The organism is Thalassospira sp. MCCC 1A01428 (assembly GCF_002115825.1).
Lineage (GTDB): Bacteria > Pseudomonadota > Alphaproteobacteria > Rhodospirillales > Thalassospiraceae > Thalassospira.
In genome coordinates this window covers 53651-72922 of sequence record NZ_JFJZ01000001.1, presented here as the reverse complement: position 1 = coordinate 72922, position 19272 = coordinate 53651, and the positions used below count along the sequence as shown (strand labels likewise).

Sequence of the window (19272 nt, the reverse complement as noted above, 5' to 3'; positions counted from 1 at the left end):
GTCATTTGCGAAATCGATATTGACGCGCTTTGCGATATGTAATGGGAGACCAACGATGCGCCTGCGCCCCGGCGCCACCAAAGGCATCCCGGAATGAAGAGAACCCGAACAGCCCCACGCTCGGTCCAGAACCGGCGGCGGTCGCGCCGTGTGCGTTTCCTCATTTCCACCTTGATCATGCTGGCACTGGTATGGGGTGCCGGTTTTTTCTGGTATGTGGGTCAAATCCCCGATCATGTTCCTGACCCCTATCAAAAAACCGATGCAATTGTTGTGTTAACCGGTGGCAGCGAACGGCTAAGCGAAGGCCGACGCCTGCTTAACCGCCACCTGGCTCAAAAACTGTTTATTTCGGGGGTTTATCGCGGCGTCGAGGTTGATGAACTTCTAAGTGCGGGCCACGCCGACCCCGACCTGGTTGCCTGCTGTATTGTTTTGGGGCATATCGCCGAGAACACACGGGGCAATGCCATTGAAACCGCCACATGGGTTTACAAACAAGGCTATCACAGCCTGCGCATCGTCACGGCCAACTACCATATGCCGCGCTCGCTGCTGGAATTTCACAACCTGATGCCTGATGTCGAAATTGTCGCGCATCCCGTGTTCCCAGAAAATGTCAAAGTAAACGACTGGTGGCGCTGGCCGGGCAGTGCGGCGCTTATTTCAAGCGAATATAACAAATATCTGTTTGCGGCCTTTCGCAACAAGGTGCTGGAATGGTTTCCATCCACACGGCAGAGCCTGCCGCCGGTTCCCGACGAAATACCCGACAATAACGAATTGTCGGCGGCGAACCCGTTAAATGCGGTTAGCGGCGAAACACAGCCTCAAAAGCAGTCCTATATGCAGCCGGGCAATCGCAATGCGAATACCGATGCCTCCGTCGTCATTGTCGGCCCGCAGGGATAAGAACGAAACGCACGGGGCAGGCAAAACCGCAGGTGGGCATTACATGTGAAGCATTTATTTCACATTGCCCCCAAAACCCCCTAAAAGACCAGAACGCAATGAATTTGGTTTGAAGGACGTAAAGATGAGCACAATTCGTGCCCTGATTTTCAACATCCTGTTTTTTGGCGGCACAGCTGTCGAATGCCTGGTGCTGTGGCCGTTTTTGTTTTTTGGCCCCAAATTTGCCCAAAAAACCGGTCGTTTCTGGTGTATGTGGGTGCAGTGGCTGTTGAAAATTACGGTCAAGCTGGAACCCCGCATTGTCGGCGGCCAGTATTTGCCCGACGGACCGTGCATTCTGGTATCCAAACACCAGTCCGCATGGGAAACACTGACCTTTCATACCCTGTTGCATGATCCGGCCTATATCCTGAAAAAGGAATTGATCGATATTCCGGTCTTTGGCCTGTTTTTAAAATATTCAGGGCAAATCCCGGTGGATCGCTCTGCCGGTGGATCGGCCCTTAAGGACATGATCAAGGGGGTTGATTCCGGGTTGAAACGCGGTGCGCGCGTGGTAATTTTCCCCGAAGGAACCCGCACCCCGCCCGGATCGGATCGCCCTTATCATCCCGGTGTTTATGCCCTTTACCGGGCCTTCCCCGATGTCCCCATGATCCCGGTTGCCCTTAATTCCGGCATGTTCTGGGGCCGGGCAAAATTTATGAAATATAGCGGCAAGGTGACGCTGGAATATTTGCCGCCGATGGAACCGGGGCTGGATCGCAAAACATTTATGCGTGAAATTAAATCCCGCATCGATGACCGTACGCGCGAACTGGAAAAAATCGCCCAAATCGAATTTGATCTGCCAGCACCGCCCCCCACACCGGGTATTACCGATACAGATGCCGACGCCAATGCTCCCCAAACCACGACATAGGCGGGTTTAGGCGGCACTGTCGCGCTTCGATCATTCCCGTTTGGGTGTCTTCATCAAGAACGGGGCTAAAACATAAAGGCCGGTCAGAATTTCTGACCGGCCTTTTGCATGGAATTTGATGGCTCTGCCAGCGTAAAAATCAGGCCGTTTTAGTCGGCGCCGGTTTGGGGACACGCCGGGTGGCCCGCCAAATCCCCACGGCAATCAGGGCGATACCACCCAAATGATATAAATGCAGTTCTTCACCGAGAAAAATAATGGCCAGCACACTGGCAAAGGCGGGCATCAAATACAGAAACACACCGGCATTGGCTGCCCCCACCATGCCGACCCCCCGGTTCCAGAACAAATAGCCCAAAAAGGCCGGTCCGGCACCGATATAGGCAATTTTGATCATGTCGGGCCAGGCCGGGTCCAACCGGGTAAAATACGGGTCACCATTGACCAGAATGCTCCACAGATAAATCGGCGTCAGATAAACCAGCCCGACCACGATGGAGGCGAAAATCAGACTAAACGGGTGAATGCCCCGTGGTGCATATTTCAGCAGCATCGAATAAACCGCCCAGATCATTGCCGAAATAAGGGCGAACAAATCGCCGGAAACAAAATTCATTTCCAGAAAAACATTAATGTCGCCCTTGGCAATGATCACCGCAGTTCCCAAACCGGCAATCAGAACGCCCACCCATTGGGTCATGCGAGGTTTGTCTGCCGTCAATAACGCTGCAAACAGCAACACCCAGATTGGCGTTGTCGCATTCAAAAGGCCTGTATTAACCGCCGTGGTGTTATATGCCGCCAGATAGATGGCAATGGTGAACATGAATGTCCCGGTGGTGCCGATCCAGAATATCGGCTTCCAACCCTGTCTGATCAGCGGCCAGTCACGGCGGAACTTGCCCATACAAACCGGCAGCAACAATAAAAGGGCGACAACCCAGCGCCAGAAAGCCAGTGCCGCCAGTGGCACCGATGCATTCACCCCGCGCGCCACCACATGGTTGGACCCCCACATCAACGCGCAGGCGATGAGGAGCATATAGGCAATCACGGGAACGGCCTGTGTTTTACCCGCCGTTGAATTTGCCTGAGACATCAAGTTCCCCCCGAACCTGCCCCAAACCCGCACAGATATATGCCGGGGCAAGGTTCATTATTTGTTGGGCCGGGTTAAATCCCTGCACCCATATTTAATTGTCCATATTCGCGACGCACCAGATCCATCAGATCATGCAAGGGCGGATCAACAATGCCCATCTGATCAAGGTGGCAAACCGTATTTTCAAGATATTCCAGATTAGGGCCGACATTACCATAGGCTGCGGTAATAATTTCAGCCGCCTCGCGCATCGGCAGGTTGCCCGCATATTGCGGGTGTGCCGGGTCGGCCACATAGGTATGGGCAATAACGTGGCGGCCATCGGCCAGTTCCACATCAACATCGGCCGGAATATAGGTATTGGTTACCAGTTCGCGTTCATCAAGATAGGCCTTCACCATCGGCCAGTTTTCCGGTTTGACACGAAAGGCCATGCCGTGGCATTGCCCCCCGGCCGACAGGCCCAGAACCAGACCCGGATTTTCCGGGGTGCCGCGATAATGATGCGAATAGATGCAAAAGGATCGATGATAATCGCGCAAAAGCGCCTGGGCACGTTCCTCACAGGTGAAACCGGGCCGCCACAACAGCGAACCATAGCCAAACACCCATTTATCATCGTGGCCCGACTCGCCCGTCATTCACATCCTCCTGATTTTGGCCTGTCTGTCTATTTTGCTGGCTTGGTCTGGCCCCGACCCTAACGTTTCGACATCACCATTGCCACCCCAAGGGCGGCAACACCAAACCCGACAAAGCCCAAAACACCAATCTGTTCATCAAACAGCACCCAGGCAAAAAAGGCGGCCGTGGGCGGCACCAGATAAAACATGCTGGCCACCCGGGTCGCTTCGCCCTGTTTGATCAGCACCATCAACAGCATGATCGCCCCGATTGAAAGCACCAGCACCAGCCACACCATCACCAGGACAAAATCCAGCGTCCAGTCAACATGTCGGGTTTCAAACGAAAAAGCCGCAATCGCAACAACGGCACTGGCGGCACTATATTGAATAACCGTACCGCTGCGCAAATCCATGCCGGTGCAAAACCGTTTTTGATACAGCGTCCCTGCCGTCATCCCCAACAACGCGCCCACGGCCAGCAACACACCCACAACGGTAATTCCGGAACCATTGCCGATTTTAGGGCCAAGCACCAGCCCCACACCAACCAGCCCCAAAGCCAGCCCCAGCCATTGCCGTGCTGTAACGCGTTCGCCCAGCAACGCCCCAACCACCGATGCGGTTAACACCGGCTGCATGCCGACAATCAGGGCCGACAGCCCCGCTGGCAAACCATGGTTAATAGCAGCAAAGACCCCACCCAGATAAATGCCATGTACCAGCATCCCGGCCACGGCAATATGCAGGGTTTCAGCCAGGGTTTTGGGCCAGCGCGCACGCAGCAGCCACACCACCGGCAACATAATGGCAATCACCACCAGAAACCGGATCAGCAGAAAGGTAAACGGCTCGGCATAAGGCAGGCCAAATTTGGCACCAACAAACCCCGTGCTCCACAAAAACACAAACACAAACGGCATGAACCGGGCAAAGGCCGGATGGCTCGATATGTTTTGTACGGGCATTTGCGGGGTTCCTTGCAGGCGAGACCGTTGCAAGCACGGCCTTTTTGCTGCCAAACGGCATTAATCGTGGAAAAAGACCCGCCGAAACAAGCGGCCCCGTTTAAGGTAAGCATCAACCTTCAAGGGCCGTTGACACCGGCCGGGTCTTTTCAATTCAGGTTACTCAGGCGTCCGTTGGCGGTTGGGGCTTTTTGCTTTTGCCACTTTCATCGGACTTGCGGTCTTCGCCCTCGGCCGAGAAATTGGTAAAATACTGGCCGGCATCGACAATGCCCCGACGAATTTCACGGGTACGCGAAAACAGATCAAACAGCTTGTCGCCCTCGCCCCAGCGAATGGCACGTTGCAGGGCCATCAGATCTTCCTGAAAACGGCCTAAAACTTCCAGCACGGCTTCCCGGTTGTTTAAAAACACATCGCGCCACATGGTCGGGTCGGACGCGGCAATACGGGTAAAGTCGCGAAACCCGGTGGCTGAAAACTTGATCACTTCCTGGCGCATTGCGTCTTCAAGGTCGGTTGCCGTGCCAACAATGGTATACGCGATCAAATGGGGCAAATGCGATGTAATGCCCAAAACACGGTCATGATGGTTGGCATCCATGCATTCCACCCGCATCCCGCAGGCTTCCCACAGCGCCTGAACCCTGGCATTGGCCTCATCGGGCACGCCGGGGATAGGGGTTAAAATGCACCAGCGCCCTTCAAACAGTTCGGGAAAGCCCGCATCGGGGCCGGAATGTTCGGTCCCGGCCAGCGGATGGCCGGGGACGAAATGCACCCCTTCGCCCAGATGCGGGGCAATATCGCGAATAACCGCCTGTTTAACCGAGCCAACATCGGAAACAATGCAGCCCGGTTTAAGGTGGCCTTCAAGCTGTTGGCCGATGGTTTCGTTAATGCCCACCGGCACGCACAGCATCACCAGGTCCGCGTCTTTGACCGCGCTTTCGATGTCGCAATAGGCGTAATTGGCAATGCCCAGTTCCAGAACCCGGTCACGGGTGGCTTCGGAACGCACGGCACAGCTAATGGAACCTGCCAGGCCGTCGCGGATCATGCGGCGCGCCATCGAGGAACCAATAAGGCCCATGCCAATGAATGCAACTTTGTCAAACAGCGGGGTCGTCGATACGGAACTGGTCATTTTAATTCGCTATAAAATCTTTGATTGTTTGCAGACATATCTGCATTTCTTCTTGTGTGCCGATGGAAATACGCAACATTTGCGGCAAACCATACGCGCCGATTTTGCGCGGGATCACCCCACGGGCCATCATGAATTCGTTGGCGGCATCGGCGTTTTTGCCTTCCTCTGCCGGGAATTCAACCATGACAAAATTGCCATAGGACGGATGGGCCTTAAGATCGGCCAGTTTGTTGATTTCCTCGCGGAACCATTCCCGCGTTTCCGAGTTATGGCGCACACAGGCATCGACGAAATCGTCATCCTCAAGGGCGGCAACACCGGCTTCCTGTGAGGGCAAACCGACATTGAACGGGTTGCGCAGGCGTTGCAGCACATCGGCGACGGCAGGCGGTGCATAACACCAGCCCAAACGAATACCGCCCAGACCGTAAATTTTGGAAAAGGTGCGTGTCATGACGGTATTGTCACCCTTTGCCACCAGTTCGGCCCCGGCGGTATAATCTTCCTGCCCGGTCATGAATTCGGCATAGGCGGCATCCACTACCAGCAAAATGTCTTCGCGCAGGCCCTCACGCAGGCGTGCAACCTCGGCCGAGGTAATATAAGTCCCGGTCGGGTTATTGGGGTTGGCAACAAAAACGATTTTGGTTTTATCGGTGACGGCGGCCAGGATCGAGTCAACGCTGGCTGTCATGTTGGTTTCAGCCGCGGTAACCGGGACCGCCCCCACACCCTTGGCGGCAATCGGATACATCAGGAAGCCATGCTGTGAATACAGCACTTCGTCGCCCGGCCCGGCATAAGCCCGGATCAAAAGCGTGATCAGTTCGTCTGATCCAGCACCGCATACGATCTGATCAAATTCCAGGTCGTATTTTTCAGCCAGTTTGGCGCGCAAAAGGTCACACCCGCCATCGGGATATCGATGCAGTTTGGTTGCCGATTTTTGCAGGGCTTCGATGGCCCTGGGGCTGGGGCCAAGCGCGCCTTCGTTTGACGAAAGCTTGATCACACGGGCAGCACCCGCACTGCTGGATTTACCACCAACATAGGGGGCAATATCAAGAATACCGGGACGGGGGGTGGGCGCAGTCATAACAGGAAACTCCCTGGGGGTATGTTCGTATGTTCGTTTACATTTCGTCAGCGGGGATCGGCACGCCATAAGCACCCAATACCCGCACGTCACCGCATTTCAAACCATGGTCCAAAAGGGTGCGTCGAAAATTTTCGCCCTGATTACAAAGGAATCCGGCAACATCAACAAGGACAAAACCATGATTTTCAGTTGTTGGCGTAAAAACGCCAAGGATTGCCGAACCGGGGCTGGCTTTGGCAAAATCTTTGCGCAAGGTGGCCTCGTCACCGGGCTGATCAACCTTTACGACAAACAGGGTGCGGTCATCCCCGCTTTCCTCAAGCTCGATTGCCGCAAGAACAAACCCTTCGGTATCTTCACCACGGCCCACCGGGCGCCCGCCAAAAGGCAGTTTTGACACCACCCTGACCGCACTGTCAGCTGAAATCAGCGGCCACCACGAATGGCCTTCCCCCGCAACCGGGGCCGGAAAGACACCCACGGCGGCCCGACCATCTTCCAGCGCATGAATGGCTTCAAGCTGGCTGTCAAATTCGACAATTTCGTTTAAGCAGCCAAAATTAAGCCTGGCCAGTTCCCAGCAATCTTGCCCGTCGGCATCCCGGCACAGCGCCACCGTATAGGGCGCTTCCAGGCGGGTGCCCGCCGCAATCAGTTCCCGCCATATCTGGATAAGGGCGGTTTTGGGAAAGGCCCCTTCGTGGCGGCGCACCAATGTGCGCATGATGCGGGCTTCGCGCGCCGGGCGATAGGGCACATGTACCTTGCTGCCCGCTGCAATTTGCCGGTCCTTAAACGCACCAACGGCCTGCACCACGCGGGTACGGCGAATGATCAGGGCCTGCATCGCCTGATCGATCTCGTCGATTTCAGCCCGCAGCCCGTTAAGGTCAAGATTTGCCAAATTTTCGTCGTTTTGCGCCATGATCCACTCTTTTGCCAAACGGCGCTCAGTTTTAGGGAACTACCCGGCATTTGCAAAGAAAAGATTGACTAAAAGCATGCCTGTTCCTAACTGGAACGAACAAAAAAGGCTGGCGCAGCGTTTGGCGCGCCTGACATTGCCCGTGCAAAGGAATAAAACGTCCATGTCCCATACCGCCCCGCTTTCGCGCCGCGCCCTGCCGGGCCATCAGATTGTACTGGGCGAGACCGACAAGCTGCGCCTTGATAGCGGTGTTGATTTTGGTCCGTTCACGCTGGCCTATCAAACCTATGGCGCGCTGAATGCCGATAAATCCAATGCGGTGCTGGTGTGTCACGCCCTGACCGGCGACCAATATGTCGCCGATGATGTTCACCCCATTACCGGCAAGGAAGGCTGGTGGCGCGCCATTGTTGGCCCCGGCAAAATCATTGATACCGAAAAATATTTTGTGATTTGCACCAACGTGATTGGCGGCTGCCTGGGCAGCACCGGCCCCAAGGAAACCAACCCGGAAACCGGCAAACCCTGGGGGCTGGATTTTCCCGTGATCACGGTTGGCGATATGGTGCGTGCCCAAACCATGCTGATCGACCATATGGGCATCGACAGCCTGTTTGCCGTTATCGGCGGGTCCATGGGTGGCATGCAGGTGCTGGAATGGTGCAAAAGCTATCCGGAGCGCGTCTTTGCCGCCGCACCGATTGCCACGTCCTATCGCCATTCCGCACAAAATATCGCCTTCCACGAAGTGGGCCGCCAGGCCGTGATGGCCGACCCCGACTGGTGCGGGGGAAATTACCTGCTGGAAGGCAAAAAACCTGCCCGTGGTTTGGCCGTGGCACGCATGACCGCGCATATCACCTATTTGTCCGAACCGGCACTGCATCGCAAATTTGGCCGCAAGCTGCAAAATCGTGGTGGCATTACCTATAGCTTTGATCACGATTTTCAGGTCGAAAGCTATTTACGCCATCAGGGTAAATCGTTTGTCGACCGGTTTGATGCCAACAGTTACCTTTATATCACCCGCGCGATGGATTATTTCGACCTGTCAGTGGAATTTGACGGGCGCCTGGCCGAGGCCTTTCGCGGGTCAAACACCCGGTTCTGCGTGATTTCGTTTTCATCGGACTGGTGCTTTACCACCGCCGAAAGCCGCCGTTTGGCACATGCCCTGAATGCGGCATCGTGCAATGTCAGTTGTGTGGAAATTGAAAGCGATAAGGGCCACGATGCCTTTTTGCTCGACGAACCCGATTTCCACATGGTTCTAAGCGGCTTTATCGAGGGGGCCGCCGAAGCGCGCGGATTGAATTAAGACCATGACACAAACCTTAAACCAGACAGCCACCACAAATGGCACCACCCCGTCCGACCGCATTCGTGTTGATTTGCAACTGATTGCCGACATGGTGGAACCTGGAACGCGTGTGCTTGATATTGGCTGTGGTGACGGCGAATTACTGGGCTATTTGAAGCGCACCAAAAAGGTTGATGGCCGCGGGCTGGAACTTTCAAACGAAGGGGTGCGCAATTGTGTGGCACAGGGCCTGCCCGTGATGCAGGGCGATGCCGACCGTGATTTGCACGATTACCCCAACGATGCCTTTGATTATGCGATTTTAAGCCAGACCCTTCAGGCCACTAACCGCCCGCGCGAAGTGCTGGCCGAATTGTTGCGCATTGGCCGCAAGGCGATTGTATCCTTCCCCAATTTCGGGCATTGGCGCGCCCGGTTTGATTTGATGTTTCATGGCCGGATGCCACAAAACCCCAACCTGCCAATCATGTGGTACGAAACACCCAACATCCATTTTTGCACCGTGCGCGACTTTGTTGCCATGTGTAAGGATATGGACCTGATCATTGAACGATCCATGGTGCTAAATGAAAGCGGATCAAAGGTCAGCCTGGGCAGCCATTCAAACCTGGCCAATTTTTTTGGCAATCAGGCTTTGTTCATGCTGAGCAAGAAGAAGGGATAATCCCCCGTCTTTTCGCAGGCCATTCGTCACAAAACCCCTGATGCACCGTCACCCCTGATCGCCGCGCAATCAGGGGACGCAGGATGAATTTTTACCGGGTTAAAAAAGAATGTTCGCGGGGGTGTATCCTTGCGATGCTGGCCTTGCTGGCGGGCTGTGCGCAAAAGGCCGATGCGCTTAAATTATCGGCCCATCAGTTTAGCGTTGAAGCCCAACAGGCCATTTCGGCCCTGGATGATGCCCGCACCGCGCAGTTCAGTGCGCCCGTGCGCAGCCTTGATGCCCAACAGGCCATTTTCAGTGCCAATCTGGCGCAATTTACCGGCACGCTAACCGCCGATAACCTGCCGATATTGATCAACCCTGACGCCATTACAATTGACCCGGCGGAAAACGCCCGCTGGCAGGGCGAAATGGCAAATCTGCGCAATCAATATCAGAGTTTCGCCGCCATTTTTACTGACATCGGTGCAGACGACATTTTTGGGGCAGGCACCATCAAGGCATCGGCACCGCTGTTGCAAAAACTGCGGACCCAGCTGGCATCTCTGGCGCAAACGCTGGGCACATCGCCGCCGGCATTTCTGGTGCGCCGCGACGCGCTGATTGCCCGCATCAACCAAATCCACAGTGACACATCAATTTCCGCGACGGACCGATCCAGCCAGGTCAAGGACTGGTGGCAGCAATGGCAAACCCTGGCCGGGGATGAAAAAACCACATGGCAAAATGCCATGCGTCATTTTATCACCGCAAGCCAACTGGGCAGCAAATTGCAAACCCAGATTGAAAATTATGATAAAATTACATCGCAAACCATGTTGACCGGCATTGACAAAGGTTTGCGCCTTGTTGCGCAGAACCGCAATTTAAGCGAAAGCCAGATCAAACAAAAAGCAGGCACCATGATTGATGATCTGGCCAAACAGGCCCGGCCCTGACCGTGTTTAGGGCCCCTTTAGATAAAGTCGTAAAGCAAATTAACGGAGACCCCGATGTCAGATGTATCTAACCTGATCAGTGCTGCGATGAAGACATTTATCGCCCTTGATACACAATACGAGACGGCAGATATTAATCAAAAGGTTGCCCTTGCCGCCAGCCGCAATCGGGCTGCCAATGCGCTTACCAAATTAAAGGACAACCAAATATCGCAAGACATAACGGTTAACCCCGCCGACATTGCACAGATGAATGCCCTTGCCGCCAAAGTACAAAATGGTGCGGCTTTGCAAACCGGATTGCTGGAATTTCTCGATATCGTCAAAAACTACGTGCAGGTTTAGAACCCGCCCCGGCAAAAAGCAGGGCAGCACAAGGCAGCACGGCAATTATTGGCCGCTTTCCCAGCGCCCAAGGTCATCTTCATCGCTGGATTTGGCGGCAACCCATTTTTCACCATCATCGGTTTCTTCGCGTTTCCAGAACGGGGCGCGGCTTTTTAAAAAATCCATGATGAAATCGCAGGCTTCAAATGCTGCGCGGCGATGGGCTGACAGGGTAATCACCAGCACAATGCGATCCCCCGCCAGCAGGCGGCCGAACCGGTGGATAATGCGCACACCATCCAGCGGCCAGCGTTCTGTTGCCTCATTGGCAATTTTTTCAAGCTGGCGTTCGGTCATGCCCGGGTAATGTTCCAGCGTCATGGCGCTGACATTCTCTGATCCGGCGATGTCACGCACCAAGCCAACAAAACTGACGGCAGCCCCAATATCGGTCCTGCCATCGGTCAGGGCCGCAAGCTCGGAACCGAGGTCGAAATCGTTTTGTTGAACCGTAATACGCGCCATAGTCGCCTCGCAAAAATCGATCAGTCGAGATGCTTAAGCCCGGTGCGCAGATAGATATATCCCGTCTGCACCGTCACAATACCGGCAATCCACAGCAAGATATCGCCAATCAGAACCGACGGGATCATATCGGGTGACGCATCACCAACCAGCAAAAAGCCAATCGCCAGGATTTGGGCTGTGGTTTTCCATTTGGCAAGAACCGTCACCGGCAGCGGCACCTTAAGCTCGGCAAGATGTTCGCGCAGGCCCGACACCATAATTTCGCGACACATAATAATCACGGCAGGCAAAACAGCCAGACCGGAAATACGGCCAAACGCCACCATCATCATCAGGGCGGCTGCGACCAGAAGCTTATCGGCAATCGGATCAAGGAAGCGGCCCAGCGGAGAAACCACATTCATGCTGCGCGCAAGATAGCCGTCAAAAAAGTCCGTTACCCCAGCAAAGGCAAACAGAGCAAACCCGAGCCAGTTCCCCACCGGTCCGTCGATATAAAACGATAACACCAATGCCGGGATCACAATGATGCGCGACAAAGTCAGCAGATTGGGAATCTGGTTTTTCATTTACGGGCCTGTATACGGGTATTTGGGGCATTTAATTTGGTGACATGCGTCGCCTGGCAGGGCCAAACGACCCCAAGACGCCCAATTAGTAAAGGCTTGCGCTTACAACCACAAGGGCCGTGTTGATTTGCCATAAAACGAAAACACGGCCCTTGTAGCGATAGGCAAATTTAGTCGTTATTTGCCGCCTGTTCTGCGGCGCGATCTGCCTTCCCACGCCCGATACTAAGGATCTGATACAGAATAATCGCAGCCAGCGTTGCAGTGCCGATTCCACCAATCGCAAAACCGCCGATGCTGACGGTGAAATTCCCGGCCCCGAAAATCAGGGTGATGCCAACCGTAAACAGATTGCGCGGATCGGAAAAATCAACCCGGTTATCCACCCACAAACGGACCATTGCCGCCGCAATCAGGCCAAACACCGCAACCCCAAGCCCGCCAAGTACCGGCCCTGGAATTGTGTGCAGCAACGCGCCAAATTTGGGCGAGAAACCCAGCAAAATGGCAATCACGGCTGCAATCACGAAGATCAGGGTCGAAAACACGCGGGTTACAGCCATAACCCCCATATTTTCAACATAGGTCGTCACACCCGTACCACCGCCGGAGCCAGCCAGCATCGTTGCCAGACCATCGCCAATAAAACCACGGCCAATATAACGGTCCATGTTTTGTTTGGTCATGCCGCCAATGGCCTTGATATGACCCAGATTTTCCGCGACCAGAATAAACGCCACCGGTGCAATCATCACCATGGCCGAGCTTTCAAAACGCGGCGCAACAAAATTGGGCATGCCAAACCACGGCGCTTGCGACAATGCGCTAAAATCAATGGCGGGCATCAGGCCAAAACCGTTACCAAGGATCAAAACCAGCACATAGCCCAAAAGAATACCGGCCAGAATCGACACACGGCGCACCGCAATCGGCGCATAAACCGACACCAAAGCCACCGATAACAGCGTCAGAAGCGCGACCAGCATATGGATGCCATCCCCGGAAATGCCGCTGATCCCAACCGGTGCCAGATTAAGACCAATGGCCGCCCCAACCGCCCCGGTCACCGCCGGCGGCATCAGTTTTTCGACCCAGCCGGTCCCCGTTGCCATCACGATCACGCCAATCAGCACATACAGCGCGCCAGCAGCAATAATACCGCCCAGCGCCCCGCCAATATCGGGATTGACGCCAGACCCGGCATAGCCGGTAGCAGCAATGACCACCGAGATAAAGGCAAAGGACGATCCCAGATAGCTTGGTACACGCCCGGCAGTGCAGATAAAGAAAATCAGCGTGCCGATACCGGAAAACAGGATTGCCAGATTGGGGTCAAACCCCATCAGCAACGGACCGAGAATGGTGGAACCTGACATCGCCACAAGATGTTGCAACCCCATCGGAAACATTGTTCCCCACGGCAGGCGTTCATCAGGCAGCACGGTAGAAGACCGGGTCAAAGACCAGGAAGGAAAATAGCGCATCTTTGGTAAGCCAATTTTTATGGACGTTTCGCGCGAAGGTGCCCTGCCATAACAGCAAGACGCACCGGGTATCGCGCCCCTTACCGGAAAAAGCAAGGTGATATAAGGTGATGCAGGGCGATAACGGGCGATCCCCGATGATGTTCGGTGATGCAGAAGGTATTTTTACCATTGCCGGGTCGTTGGCTGAACCAGCAGCCGCCTTTACTGGAATCGCAATCACATAAACGGTGTGATCCGATAAAATTGCGGGAAAAAAACCAAACAATTTGAATTTCCAAACCTGGGAAAGACCGTTCTGGCGTTACCCCGATTCCGAACCACAAGGCCAGGCAAGCTGGTAGCCTTGCCCGCAGAAAAGGCCGAAATAAGGGCCAAATGCCATTGTGCGCGCCGCGTTAAAAACGGGAATGGAATGCTGAATACTTTTGCCGATCTGTTTTATCGTTCTGTTTTGGGAACGCACAGTTGCCACATTACCGGCTATGCCCTGCCCGCTCCGATCGTTAAGTTAGCTTCATACAGCAAGCCAATGTAACGAAACGAAGGAGGCTGCCCTTGAAAATCCATAGGAATGCAATGTGATATCGCCGTGGCGGTGTGTGCCCATTATGCCGCCCTGGTAAAACTTCCCGACATTGCCTCTTCCCTAAACGTTTTCTCTTTTCCTTTTTGTCGTGGTCAACTTCCCCCCCCGACCCCGTGACCACGGCAGATTTAGCGGCCCCCTTTCCCCAAGGGGGCCGTTTTTCTTTGCGCGCAAACAACACAGTTTCTGTGTGCAGTGCGTTAAAGCGCAAAATGATCAAATTTTTTTTCCCGTTTTTCTTAATCCGCACTGCGCCTTTAGGCGAATTGGTTCCTTTCTGTGCAACGCAGAATTGGTAGGACCTATTGACTCACCATTTAATTTCAGCATTATTCATCCTACCAATAACAATTAAAATATCTGCGCTATTGCGCTGATATCATTAGGGCGGAAACTATCCCTGAACCATAACAGGGATAAGGAAATGCAATGAAAACAGCTGACCCCGCATGGCGTTCCGGCGCATCGGTTGCATGTGACAAAATTGGCCGCGCCATTGTTTCAGGCCGATTTGCCGAACATTCGCGTTTACCCAAAGAGGCCGAACTTGCCGCCGAATTTGCCGTTTCGCGCAACACCTTGCGCGAAGCAATGAAGGCCCTGGCCGCCAAGTCACTGATCGAAATTGCGCCGCGCCGTGGCACGCTGGTTTTACCGCGGTCACGCTGGAATATACTGGACCGCGATGTGGCCGAATGGGCGGCGCAAATTTTTATCAACGACCCCGGCTTCATGAATGAATTGCTGGCTTTTCGCCGCCTTCTCGAACCTGCCGCCGCCGAGGCCGCCGCCCTTCACGCCACCCCGGACGAGGCCGCTGACATCCAGGCTGCCTATGTTGAAATGGCCCGCGCGGTCGAAATAGACGACCTGGAAACCTGGGTAAATGTAGATATCGAATTTCACAAGGCTGTGTTTCGTGCTTCGCACAACCGGTTCATTCAGTCCGTGGCAGATTCCGTTATTCACGCCCTGCGCACCAGCTTTTTAGCCGTTAGCAACCAGCCCAGCAGTTATGCCCAGAATTTGCAAAACCACAAAATTCTGGCCGATGCCATTGAACATAAAGATTCCGAAGCGGCCAAACAAACCGCGGAAAAACTGATCGAAACAACCGCCAACGTCCAACGGAAAATGCTTCGATAACCAGCCTGCCCCGCAAACAGGCAACCACAAGAGTTGCCCTTGCAAAACAAACGATCCAGTGGAGGAAACACATGAAAAAGATAACAACCCTTGCCGTGCTTGCCGCATCTGTTTTTGCCGCCAGCCCGGCCTTTGCCGAATATCCCGAACGCCCGATTACCCTGATCGTGCCATGGTCTGCCGGGGGTGGCACCGATGCCGTAGGCCGAACCATTGCGCAAGGTTTGCAAGAACAGCTTGGCAAACCGGTTAATGTGGTAAACCGCACCGGGGCGGGCGGCGTTGTCGGCCATACCGCCATGGCCGATGCCGACCCCGATGGTTACACCATTGGTTTGGCCACCGCTGAAATCACCACTTATAAATCGATGGGTACATCGCAAATCACCTATCAGGATTTAACCCCGATCGGGCTGGTAAACTTTGATGCTTCGGCTTTTAACGTTTCCACCGACAGCGACTGGAACGATGTTAAATCCGCGCTGGATGACATCAAAGCCAACCCGGGCAAATACAAAATGTCAGGCTTCCCGGTGGGGGCGGCGTACCATCTGGCCTTTGCCGGTTTCCTTAATGACAATGGCATTGATCCACAATCGGTTCCGGTCGTGCCCAGCCAGGGGGCTGCACCGGGCTTTCAGGAACTCGCGGCGGGCGGCGTTGCCATTGTACCATCATCCCTGCCCGAAGCCGTGCCGATGCGTCAGGCAAAACGGGTAAAAACGCTGGCTGTTTTATCTGACAAACGTCTGGATGCCTTCCCCGATGTGCCAACCGTTGAAGAAGCTATTGGCAAAAAAGCCGTGGGGGGCACCTGGCGCGGCATTGTAACGCCCAAAGGCGTTTCTGATGACGTGGCACAAAAACTTGAAGCTGCCCTTAAAACCGTGGTGGCGTCATCCGAATATACCGATTTCATGAGCAAACGTGGCTTTGGTGTTAAATGGCTTCCGGCGGACGAGTTCGAGGAATTCATGAAAAACGCCGATGAAAGCAATGCTGCCGTGATCAAGAAACTTGGTCTTGGTCAGTAACGCCAGATCCCGTTGATCGAAACCGGTCAACGGCCCCTTCGTGGCGGGCGGGCAAAAACAAACCTTTGCCTGTTGCAGCATAAGCCGCACGGCACCGCCGCACATATCCCGGTTCCCATAAGCAGGCCTTAGAGGAACCGGGAACAACAATTGCGTTTTCGGATGCTGACATGAAAATCAACGATGCCCTTTTCGGGATTGTCTTTGTCCTTGTGGCAAGCGCGATTCTGATCACGGTGCAGTCGTTTCCGACCCTGCCGGACCAGCCCTATGGTCCGGCAACTTTCCCGACAATCATAGCCACCATCATGATGCTGGGCGGCATTGCATTGTGCATTTCGGGGTATCGGGAACGGGCACACCAACCCTTGATCCGGCTTGCCGCCGTGATGAAAACCCGCGACGGACTTGTGCGCATGGCCTGTGTGCCGGTTTTCATGATCCTTTATATTTTGCTCAGCAAACCCGTCGGCTTTCCCATTGTGGTGCCGATCCTGCTGGCAGCCTTTCTGGTCATCACCACCCGAAACTGGCTGAAATCGGTGATTATTGCCGCCGTGACAACCGCCCTTCTGTGGCTGTTCTTTGTCGATTTCCTAATGGTGTCCCTGCCTTTGGGCATCCTGACCAAGGTGATTTACTGATGGATGTATTTTATTCAGCGCTTGAGCAGGTCTTACGCCCGGATGTGTTGCTGATCATTTTAGGATCATCAATTTACGGCATTGTCATTGGTGCCATTCCCGGCCTGACCGCGACCATGGGCACCGCCCTTCTGGTTCCGTTAACCTTTTTCATGGACCCGGTCCCGGCCATTGGCGCCATTGTTTCGGCCACCACCATGGCGATTTTTGCCGGTGATATTCCCGGTGCGCTTTTGCGTATTCCCGGTACCCCGGCATCAGCGGCCTATACCGACGAAGCCTATAAAATGCGCGAAAAGGGGCTGGTGGAACTGGCCCTTGGCACCAACGTCATTTGTTCCATGATTGGCGGACTGGTCGGCGTGCTGGTGCTGGTGCTGGCCGCGCCGCAAATTGCCGAATTTTCGCTGATGTTTTCCAGCTATGAATATTTCTGGCTGGCCGTCCTGGGCCTTTCCTGCGCCATCATGGTGTCACGCGGATCGGCGATAAAAAGCACCCTGTCGCTGACCATCGGGCTGATGCTATCCATGATTGGCATTGATGTGGTGATGGGCATCAAACGTTTTACCTTTGGCGATACCGAACTGGTCGGGGGTATTTCGATTATCCCCACCCTGATCGGCATGTTTGCCATTACCGAAATTTTACGCAAAATTGGCGAATTGCGCGAATTACCCTCTGTGCCGCCGGTTCATATTTCGCGCATGATGTCGGGCGTTGGTTCGGCGATCTGGAAATATAAGGGGGGCGTGGCGCGGTCATCCATTCTGGGCACCATGATTGGCGCGCTGCCCGGTGCCGGGGCCGACATTGCGGCCTGGGTTTCCTATGCGGTGTCGAAAAAGTTTTCAAAAACACCGGAAAAATACGGCGAAGGCCATATCGAAGGCATTATTTCTGCCTCCAGCGCCAATAACGCCGCCCTTTCCGGGGCCTATGTGCCAACGCTGGTTTTTGGCATTCCCGGCGATACCATCACGGCCATTCTGATTGGCGTTTTGCTGATGAAGGGCATTACCCCCGGGCCGATGGTTTTTGTTATGGATGCCGGGTTGGTCAATGCCATTTTCATGGTCTTTGTGCTGGCCAATGTCATCATGGTGCCAATCGGAATTGGCGCGGTTCTGATGTCACGCCACGTGCTGGGCATTCCCCAGGCCATATTGTTTCCCATCATTTTGCTGTTTTGCGTCATCGGTGCCTATGCCGCCAACAACACCCTGTTTGATGTCTGGGTGATGCTGGTGGTGGGACTGGTCGCCTATGTGCTGGAGGAAAACGACTTCCCGCTGGCCCCGATGATATTGGCCCTGATCCTTGGCCCCTTGATTGAAGAAAACTTCATGAAATCCATGATCAAGGCCGACGGCCATTTGATAGAGTTTTTCTCGCGTCCGGTTAGCGGCACGCTGGGGGTTATCACGCTTGCCATCTGGGCCGTAATGACTGTCATGCATTTGCGCCATGCCAAACGCAAACACGCCGCAAGCCTGCCATCATGACCCATTCCTGCCCGCACCCTGCGCCCCATGTATCCATAGTGCCACCATCTGGCTATTTTGCTTATCAGAGGTTCCCATGACCAGAACGATTGTCGTTATCGGCGGCTCCAGCGGGATTGGCCATGCCATTGCCACCGGCTTTGCCCGGCAAGGGAATGACCAGCACGGCAATGGCAATGACAAGCCCCATGTTATTGCCACCGGCATCGAACCGGCCGCTCCACCTGCTTTTTCAGGTGATATTCTTGAATTTCAAACACTTGATGTTACCAATACAGAAGCGGTACAGGCCTTTTTTTCGACCCTGGACCGGCTTGATGTGCTGGTGAATTGTGCCGGGATCATTCGCCGCAACGGGGCCGAATTTACCGCCAGCGGCTTTGAACAGGTGATCGACGTTAACCTGACCGGCACGCTGCGCTGTTGCGAGGCGGCAAAACCGCTTTTGACGCAAAGCCGTGGTTGCATCATCAACACCGCATCAATGCTGACATTTTTTGGCAGTGCCTTTTCCCCTGCCTATTCGGCATCCAAGGGCGGCATTGGCCAACTGACCAAATCGCTGGCGAGTGCCTGGGCACCAGACGGCATTCGCGTAAATGCCCTGGCCCCGGGCTGGATTAAAACCGATTTAACAGCGGCACTGGAAAAAAACAGCGAACGCAACGCACAAATCATTGCCCGCACCCCCATGCAACGCTGGGGCACACCCGATGATCTGGTGGGACCAGCCCTGTTTTTGGCATCAGACCAGGCCGGATTTGTGACCGGATCAATCTTGCCGGTGGATGGCGGATTTTCGGCCAATTAACC

General features: G+C 54.4%; 20 protein-coding genes. 11 read left to right on the top strand and 9 right to left on the bottom strand.

Annotation, left to right across the window (positions count from 1 at the left end):
* Positions 1–93: 93 nt before the first annotated feature.
* Together THS27_RS00345 and THS27_RS00340 are read left to right on the top strand one after the other, a co-directional pair.
* Positions 94–912, top strand: coding sequence for a YdcF family protein (locus THS27_RS00345; RefSeq protein ID WP_085587027.1), 819 nt, complete (start codon positions 94–96; stop codon positions 910–912).
* A 124-nt stretch (positions 913–1036) separates the two neighbouring features.
* Entirely contained in the window at positions 1037–1837 is an 801-nt protein-coding gene (locus THS27_RS00340; RefSeq protein WP_085587026.1) for a 1-acyl-sn-glycerol-3-phosphate acyltransferase, read from the top strand.
* A gap of 139 nt (positions 1838–1976) precedes the next feature.
* Here the strand turns inward: THS27_RS00340 and THS27_RS00335 are convergent, their stop codons facing one another.
* From THS27_RS00335 to THS27_RS00310, 6 genes are all read right to left on the bottom strand, one after another.
* A complete protein-coding gene (locus tag THS27_RS00335) occupies positions 1977–2936 on the bottom strand; it encodes a DMT family transporter (protein WP_085587025.1) in 960 nt (319 codons plus the stop codon).
* A gap of 74 nt (positions 2937–3010) precedes the next feature.
* Positions 3011–3580 (bottom strand): gamma-glutamylcyclotransferase, encoded by a 570-nt coding sequence (locus tag THS27_RS00330; RefSeq protein ID WP_085587024.1) that lies wholly within the window; start codon positions 3578–3580, stop codon positions 3011–3013.
* 59 nt (positions 3581–3639) lie between these two features.
* Positions 3640–4530, bottom strand: a complete 891-nt coding sequence (locus tag THS27_RS00325) for a DMT family transporter (protein ID WP_085587023.1) — start codon at positions 4528–4530, stop codon at positions 3640–3642.
* 163 nt (positions 4531–4693) lie between these two features.
* The gene (locus THS27_RS00320; protein ID WP_085587022.1) at positions 4694–5677 is read right to left on the bottom strand and encodes a prephenate/arogenate dehydrogenase family protein; all 984 of its coding nucleotides are present in this window, start codon (positions 5675–5677) and stop codon (positions 4694–4696) included.
* 1 nt (position 5678) lies between these two features.
* The gene (gene hisC / locus THS27_RS00315) at positions 5679–6776 is read right to left on the bottom strand and encodes a histidinol-phosphate transaminase (RefSeq protein ID WP_085587021.1); all 1098 of its coding nucleotides are present in this window, start codon (positions 6774–6776) and stop codon (positions 5679–5681) included.
* A gap of 37 nt (positions 6777–6813) precedes the next feature.
* Positions 6814–7704 (bottom strand): chorismate mutase, encoded by an 891-nt coding sequence (locus tag THS27_RS00310; RefSeq protein ID WP_085587020.1) that lies wholly within the window; start codon positions 7702–7704, stop codon positions 6814–6816.
* 163 nt (positions 7705–7867) lie between these two features.
* On the opposite strand from THS27_RS00310, the gene THS27_RS00305 reads away from it, so the two are divergent.
* The 4 genes from THS27_RS00305 to THS27_RS00290 all read left to right on the top strand — a co-directional run bounded on the left by THS27_RS00305 (position 7868) and on the right by THS27_RS00290 (position 10978).
* Entirely contained in the window at positions 7868–9025 is a 1158-nt protein-coding gene (locus THS27_RS00305) for a homoserine O-acetyltransferase (RefSeq protein WP_085587019.1), read from the top strand.
* 4 nt (positions 9026–9029) lie between these two features.
* Positions 9030–9692 (top strand): methionine biosynthesis protein MetW, encoded by a 663-nt coding sequence (metW, locus tag THS27_RS00300; RefSeq protein WP_085587018.1) that lies wholly within the window; start codon positions 9030–9032, stop codon positions 9690–9692.
* 83 nt (positions 9693–9775) lie between these two features.
* Positions 9776–10633 carry a hypothetical protein gene (locus tag THS27_RS00295; RefSeq protein WP_085587017.1) on the top strand — a complete coding sequence of 286 codons (858 nt, stop codon included), beginning with the start codon at positions 9776–9778 and terminating at the stop codon, positions 10631–10633.
* 54 nt (positions 10634–10687) lie between these two features.
* Positions 10688–10978, top strand: a complete 291-nt coding sequence (locus tag THS27_RS00290; protein ID WP_085587016.1) for a hypothetical protein — start codon at positions 10688–10690, stop codon at positions 10976–10978.
* 45 nt (positions 10979–11023) lie between these two features.
* Here THS27_RS00290 and THS27_RS00285 read toward each other — a convergent pair whose 3' ends face one another.
* The 3 genes from THS27_RS00285 to THS27_RS00275 form a co-directional block, all read right to left on the bottom strand.
* The gene (locus THS27_RS00285; protein WP_085587015.1) at positions 11024–11485 is read right to left on the bottom strand and encodes a molybdenum cofactor biosynthesis protein MoaE; all 462 of its coding nucleotides are present in this window, start codon (positions 11483–11485) and stop codon (positions 11024–11026) included.
* Positions 11486–11505: 20 nt separating this feature from the next.
* Positions 11506–12057 carry a CDP-diacylglycerol--glycerol-3-phosphate 3-phosphatidyltransferase gene (pgsA, locus tag THS27_RS00280; RefSeq protein ID WP_085587014.1) on the bottom strand — a complete coding sequence of 184 codons (552 nt, stop codon included), beginning with the start codon at positions 12055–12057 and terminating at the stop codon, positions 11506–11508.
* Positions 12058–12227: 170 nt separating this feature from the next.
* Positions 12228–13541, bottom strand: a complete 1314-nt coding sequence (locus tag THS27_RS00275) for a uracil-xanthine permease family protein (RefSeq protein ID WP_085587013.1) — start codon at positions 13539–13541, stop codon at positions 12228–12230.
* 1018 nt (positions 13542–14559) lie between these two features.
* On the opposite strand from THS27_RS00275, the gene THS27_RS00265 reads away from it, so the two are divergent.
* From THS27_RS00265 to THS27_RS00240, 5 genes are all read left to right on the top strand, one after another.
* A complete protein-coding gene (locus tag THS27_RS00265; RefSeq protein ID WP_085587011.1) occupies positions 14560–15276 on the top strand; it encodes a FadR/GntR family transcriptional regulator in 717 nt (238 codons plus the stop codon).
* 71 nt (positions 15277–15347) lie between these two features.
* Entirely contained in the window at positions 15348–16310 is a 963-nt protein-coding gene (locus THS27_RS00260; RefSeq protein WP_085587010.1) for a tripartite tricarboxylate transporter substrate binding protein, read from the top strand.
* Positions 16311–16480: 170 nt separating this feature from the next.
* Positions 16481–16954: a tripartite tricarboxylate transporter TctB family protein gene (locus THS27_RS00250; protein ID WP_085587008.1), complete on the top strand. Its 474-nt coding sequence runs from the start codon at positions 16481–16483 to the stop codon at positions 16952–16954.
* Positions 16954–18459, top strand: coding sequence for a tripartite tricarboxylate transporter permease (locus tag THS27_RS00245; protein WP_085587007.1), 1506 nt, complete (start codon positions 16954–16956; stop codon positions 18457–18459). The genes THS27_RS00250 and THS27_RS00245 overlap by 1 nt, the downstream gene beginning before the upstream one ends.
* 76 nt (positions 18460–18535) lie before the next feature.
* Positions 18536–19270, top strand: coding sequence for an SDR family NAD(P)-dependent oxidoreductase (locus THS27_RS00240; RefSeq protein ID WP_085587006.1), 735 nt, complete (start codon positions 18536–18538; stop codon positions 19268–19270).
* Positions 19271–19272 lie beyond the last annotated feature (2 nt).

Bases quoted from the DNA above. Each gene is read 5' to 3' on its own strand.
- pgsA (WP_085587014.1), bottom strand. From the start codon at position 12,057: ATGAAAAACCAGATTCCCAATCTGCTGACTTTGTCGCGCATCATTGTG.
- hisC (WP_085587021.1), bottom strand. From the start codon at position 6,776: ATGACTGCGCCCACCCCCCGTCCCGGTATTCTTGATATTGCCCCCTAT.
- THS27_RS00340 (WP_085587026.1), top strand. From the start codon at position 1,037: ATGAGCACAATTCGTGCCCTGATTTTCAACATCCTGTTTTTTGGCGGC.
- THS27_RS00245 (WP_085587007.1), top strand. From the start codon at position 16,954: ATGGATGTATTTTATTCAGCGCTTGAGCAGGTCTTACGCCCGGATGTG.
- THS27_RS00305 (WP_085587019.1), top strand. From the start codon at position 7,868: ATGTCCCATACCGCCCCGCTTTCGCGCCGCGCCCTGCCGGGCCATCAG.
- THS27_RS00345 (WP_085587027.1), top strand. From the start codon at position 94: ATGAAGAGAACCCGAACAGCCCCACGCTCGGTCCAGAACCGGCGGCGG.
- THS27_RS00285 (WP_085587015.1), bottom strand. From the start codon at position 11,485: ATGGCGCGTATTACGGTTCAACAAAACGATTTCGACCTCGGTTCCGAG.
- THS27_RS00250 (WP_085587008.1), top strand. From the start codon at position 16,481: ATGAAAATCAACGATGCCCTTTTCGGGATTGTCTTTGTCCTTGTGGCA.
- THS27_RS00325 (WP_085587023.1), bottom strand. From the start codon at position 4,530: ATGCCCGTACAAAACATATCGAGCCATCCGGCCTTTGCCCGGTTCATG.
- metW (WP_085587018.1), top strand. From the start codon at position 9,030: ATGACACAAACCTTAAACCAGACAGCCACCACAAATGGCACCACCCCG.
- THS27_RS00265 (WP_085587011.1), top strand. From the start codon at position 14,560: ATGAAAACAGCTGACCCCGCATGGCGTTCCGGCGCATCGGTTGCATGT.
- THS27_RS00330 (WP_085587024.1), bottom strand. From the start codon at position 3,580: ATGACGGGCGAGTCGGGCCACGATGATAAATGGGTGTTTGGCTATGGT.
- THS27_RS00275 (WP_085587013.1), bottom strand. From the start codon at position 13,541: ATGCGCTATTTTCCTTCCTGGTCTTTGACCCGGTCTTCTACCGTGCTG.
- THS27_RS00310 (WP_085587020.1), bottom strand. From the start codon at position 7,704: ATGGCGCAAAACGACGAAAATTTGGCAAATCTTGACCTTAACGGGCTG.
- THS27_RS00260 (WP_085587010.1), top strand. From the start codon at position 15,348: ATGAAAAAGATAACAACCCTTGCCGTGCTTGCCGCATCTGTTTTTGCC.
- THS27_RS00295 (WP_085587017.1), top strand. From the start codon at position 9,776: ATGAATTTTTACCGGGTTAAAAAAGAATGTTCGCGGGGGTGTATCCTT.
- THS27_RS00290 (WP_085587016.1), top strand. From the start codon at position 10,688: ATGTCAGATGTATCTAACCTGATCAGTGCTGCGATGAAGACATTTATC.
- THS27_RS00320 (WP_085587022.1), bottom strand. From the start codon at position 5,677: ATGACCAGTTCCGTATCGACGACCCCGCTGTTTGACAAAGTTGCATTC.
- THS27_RS00240 (WP_085587006.1), top strand. From the start codon at position 18,536: ATGACCAGAACGATTGTCGTTATCGGCGGCTCCAGCGGGATTGGCCAT.
- THS27_RS00335 (WP_085587025.1), bottom strand. From the start codon at position 2,936: ATGTCTCAGGCAAATTCAACGGCGGGTAAAACACAGGCCGTTCCCGTG.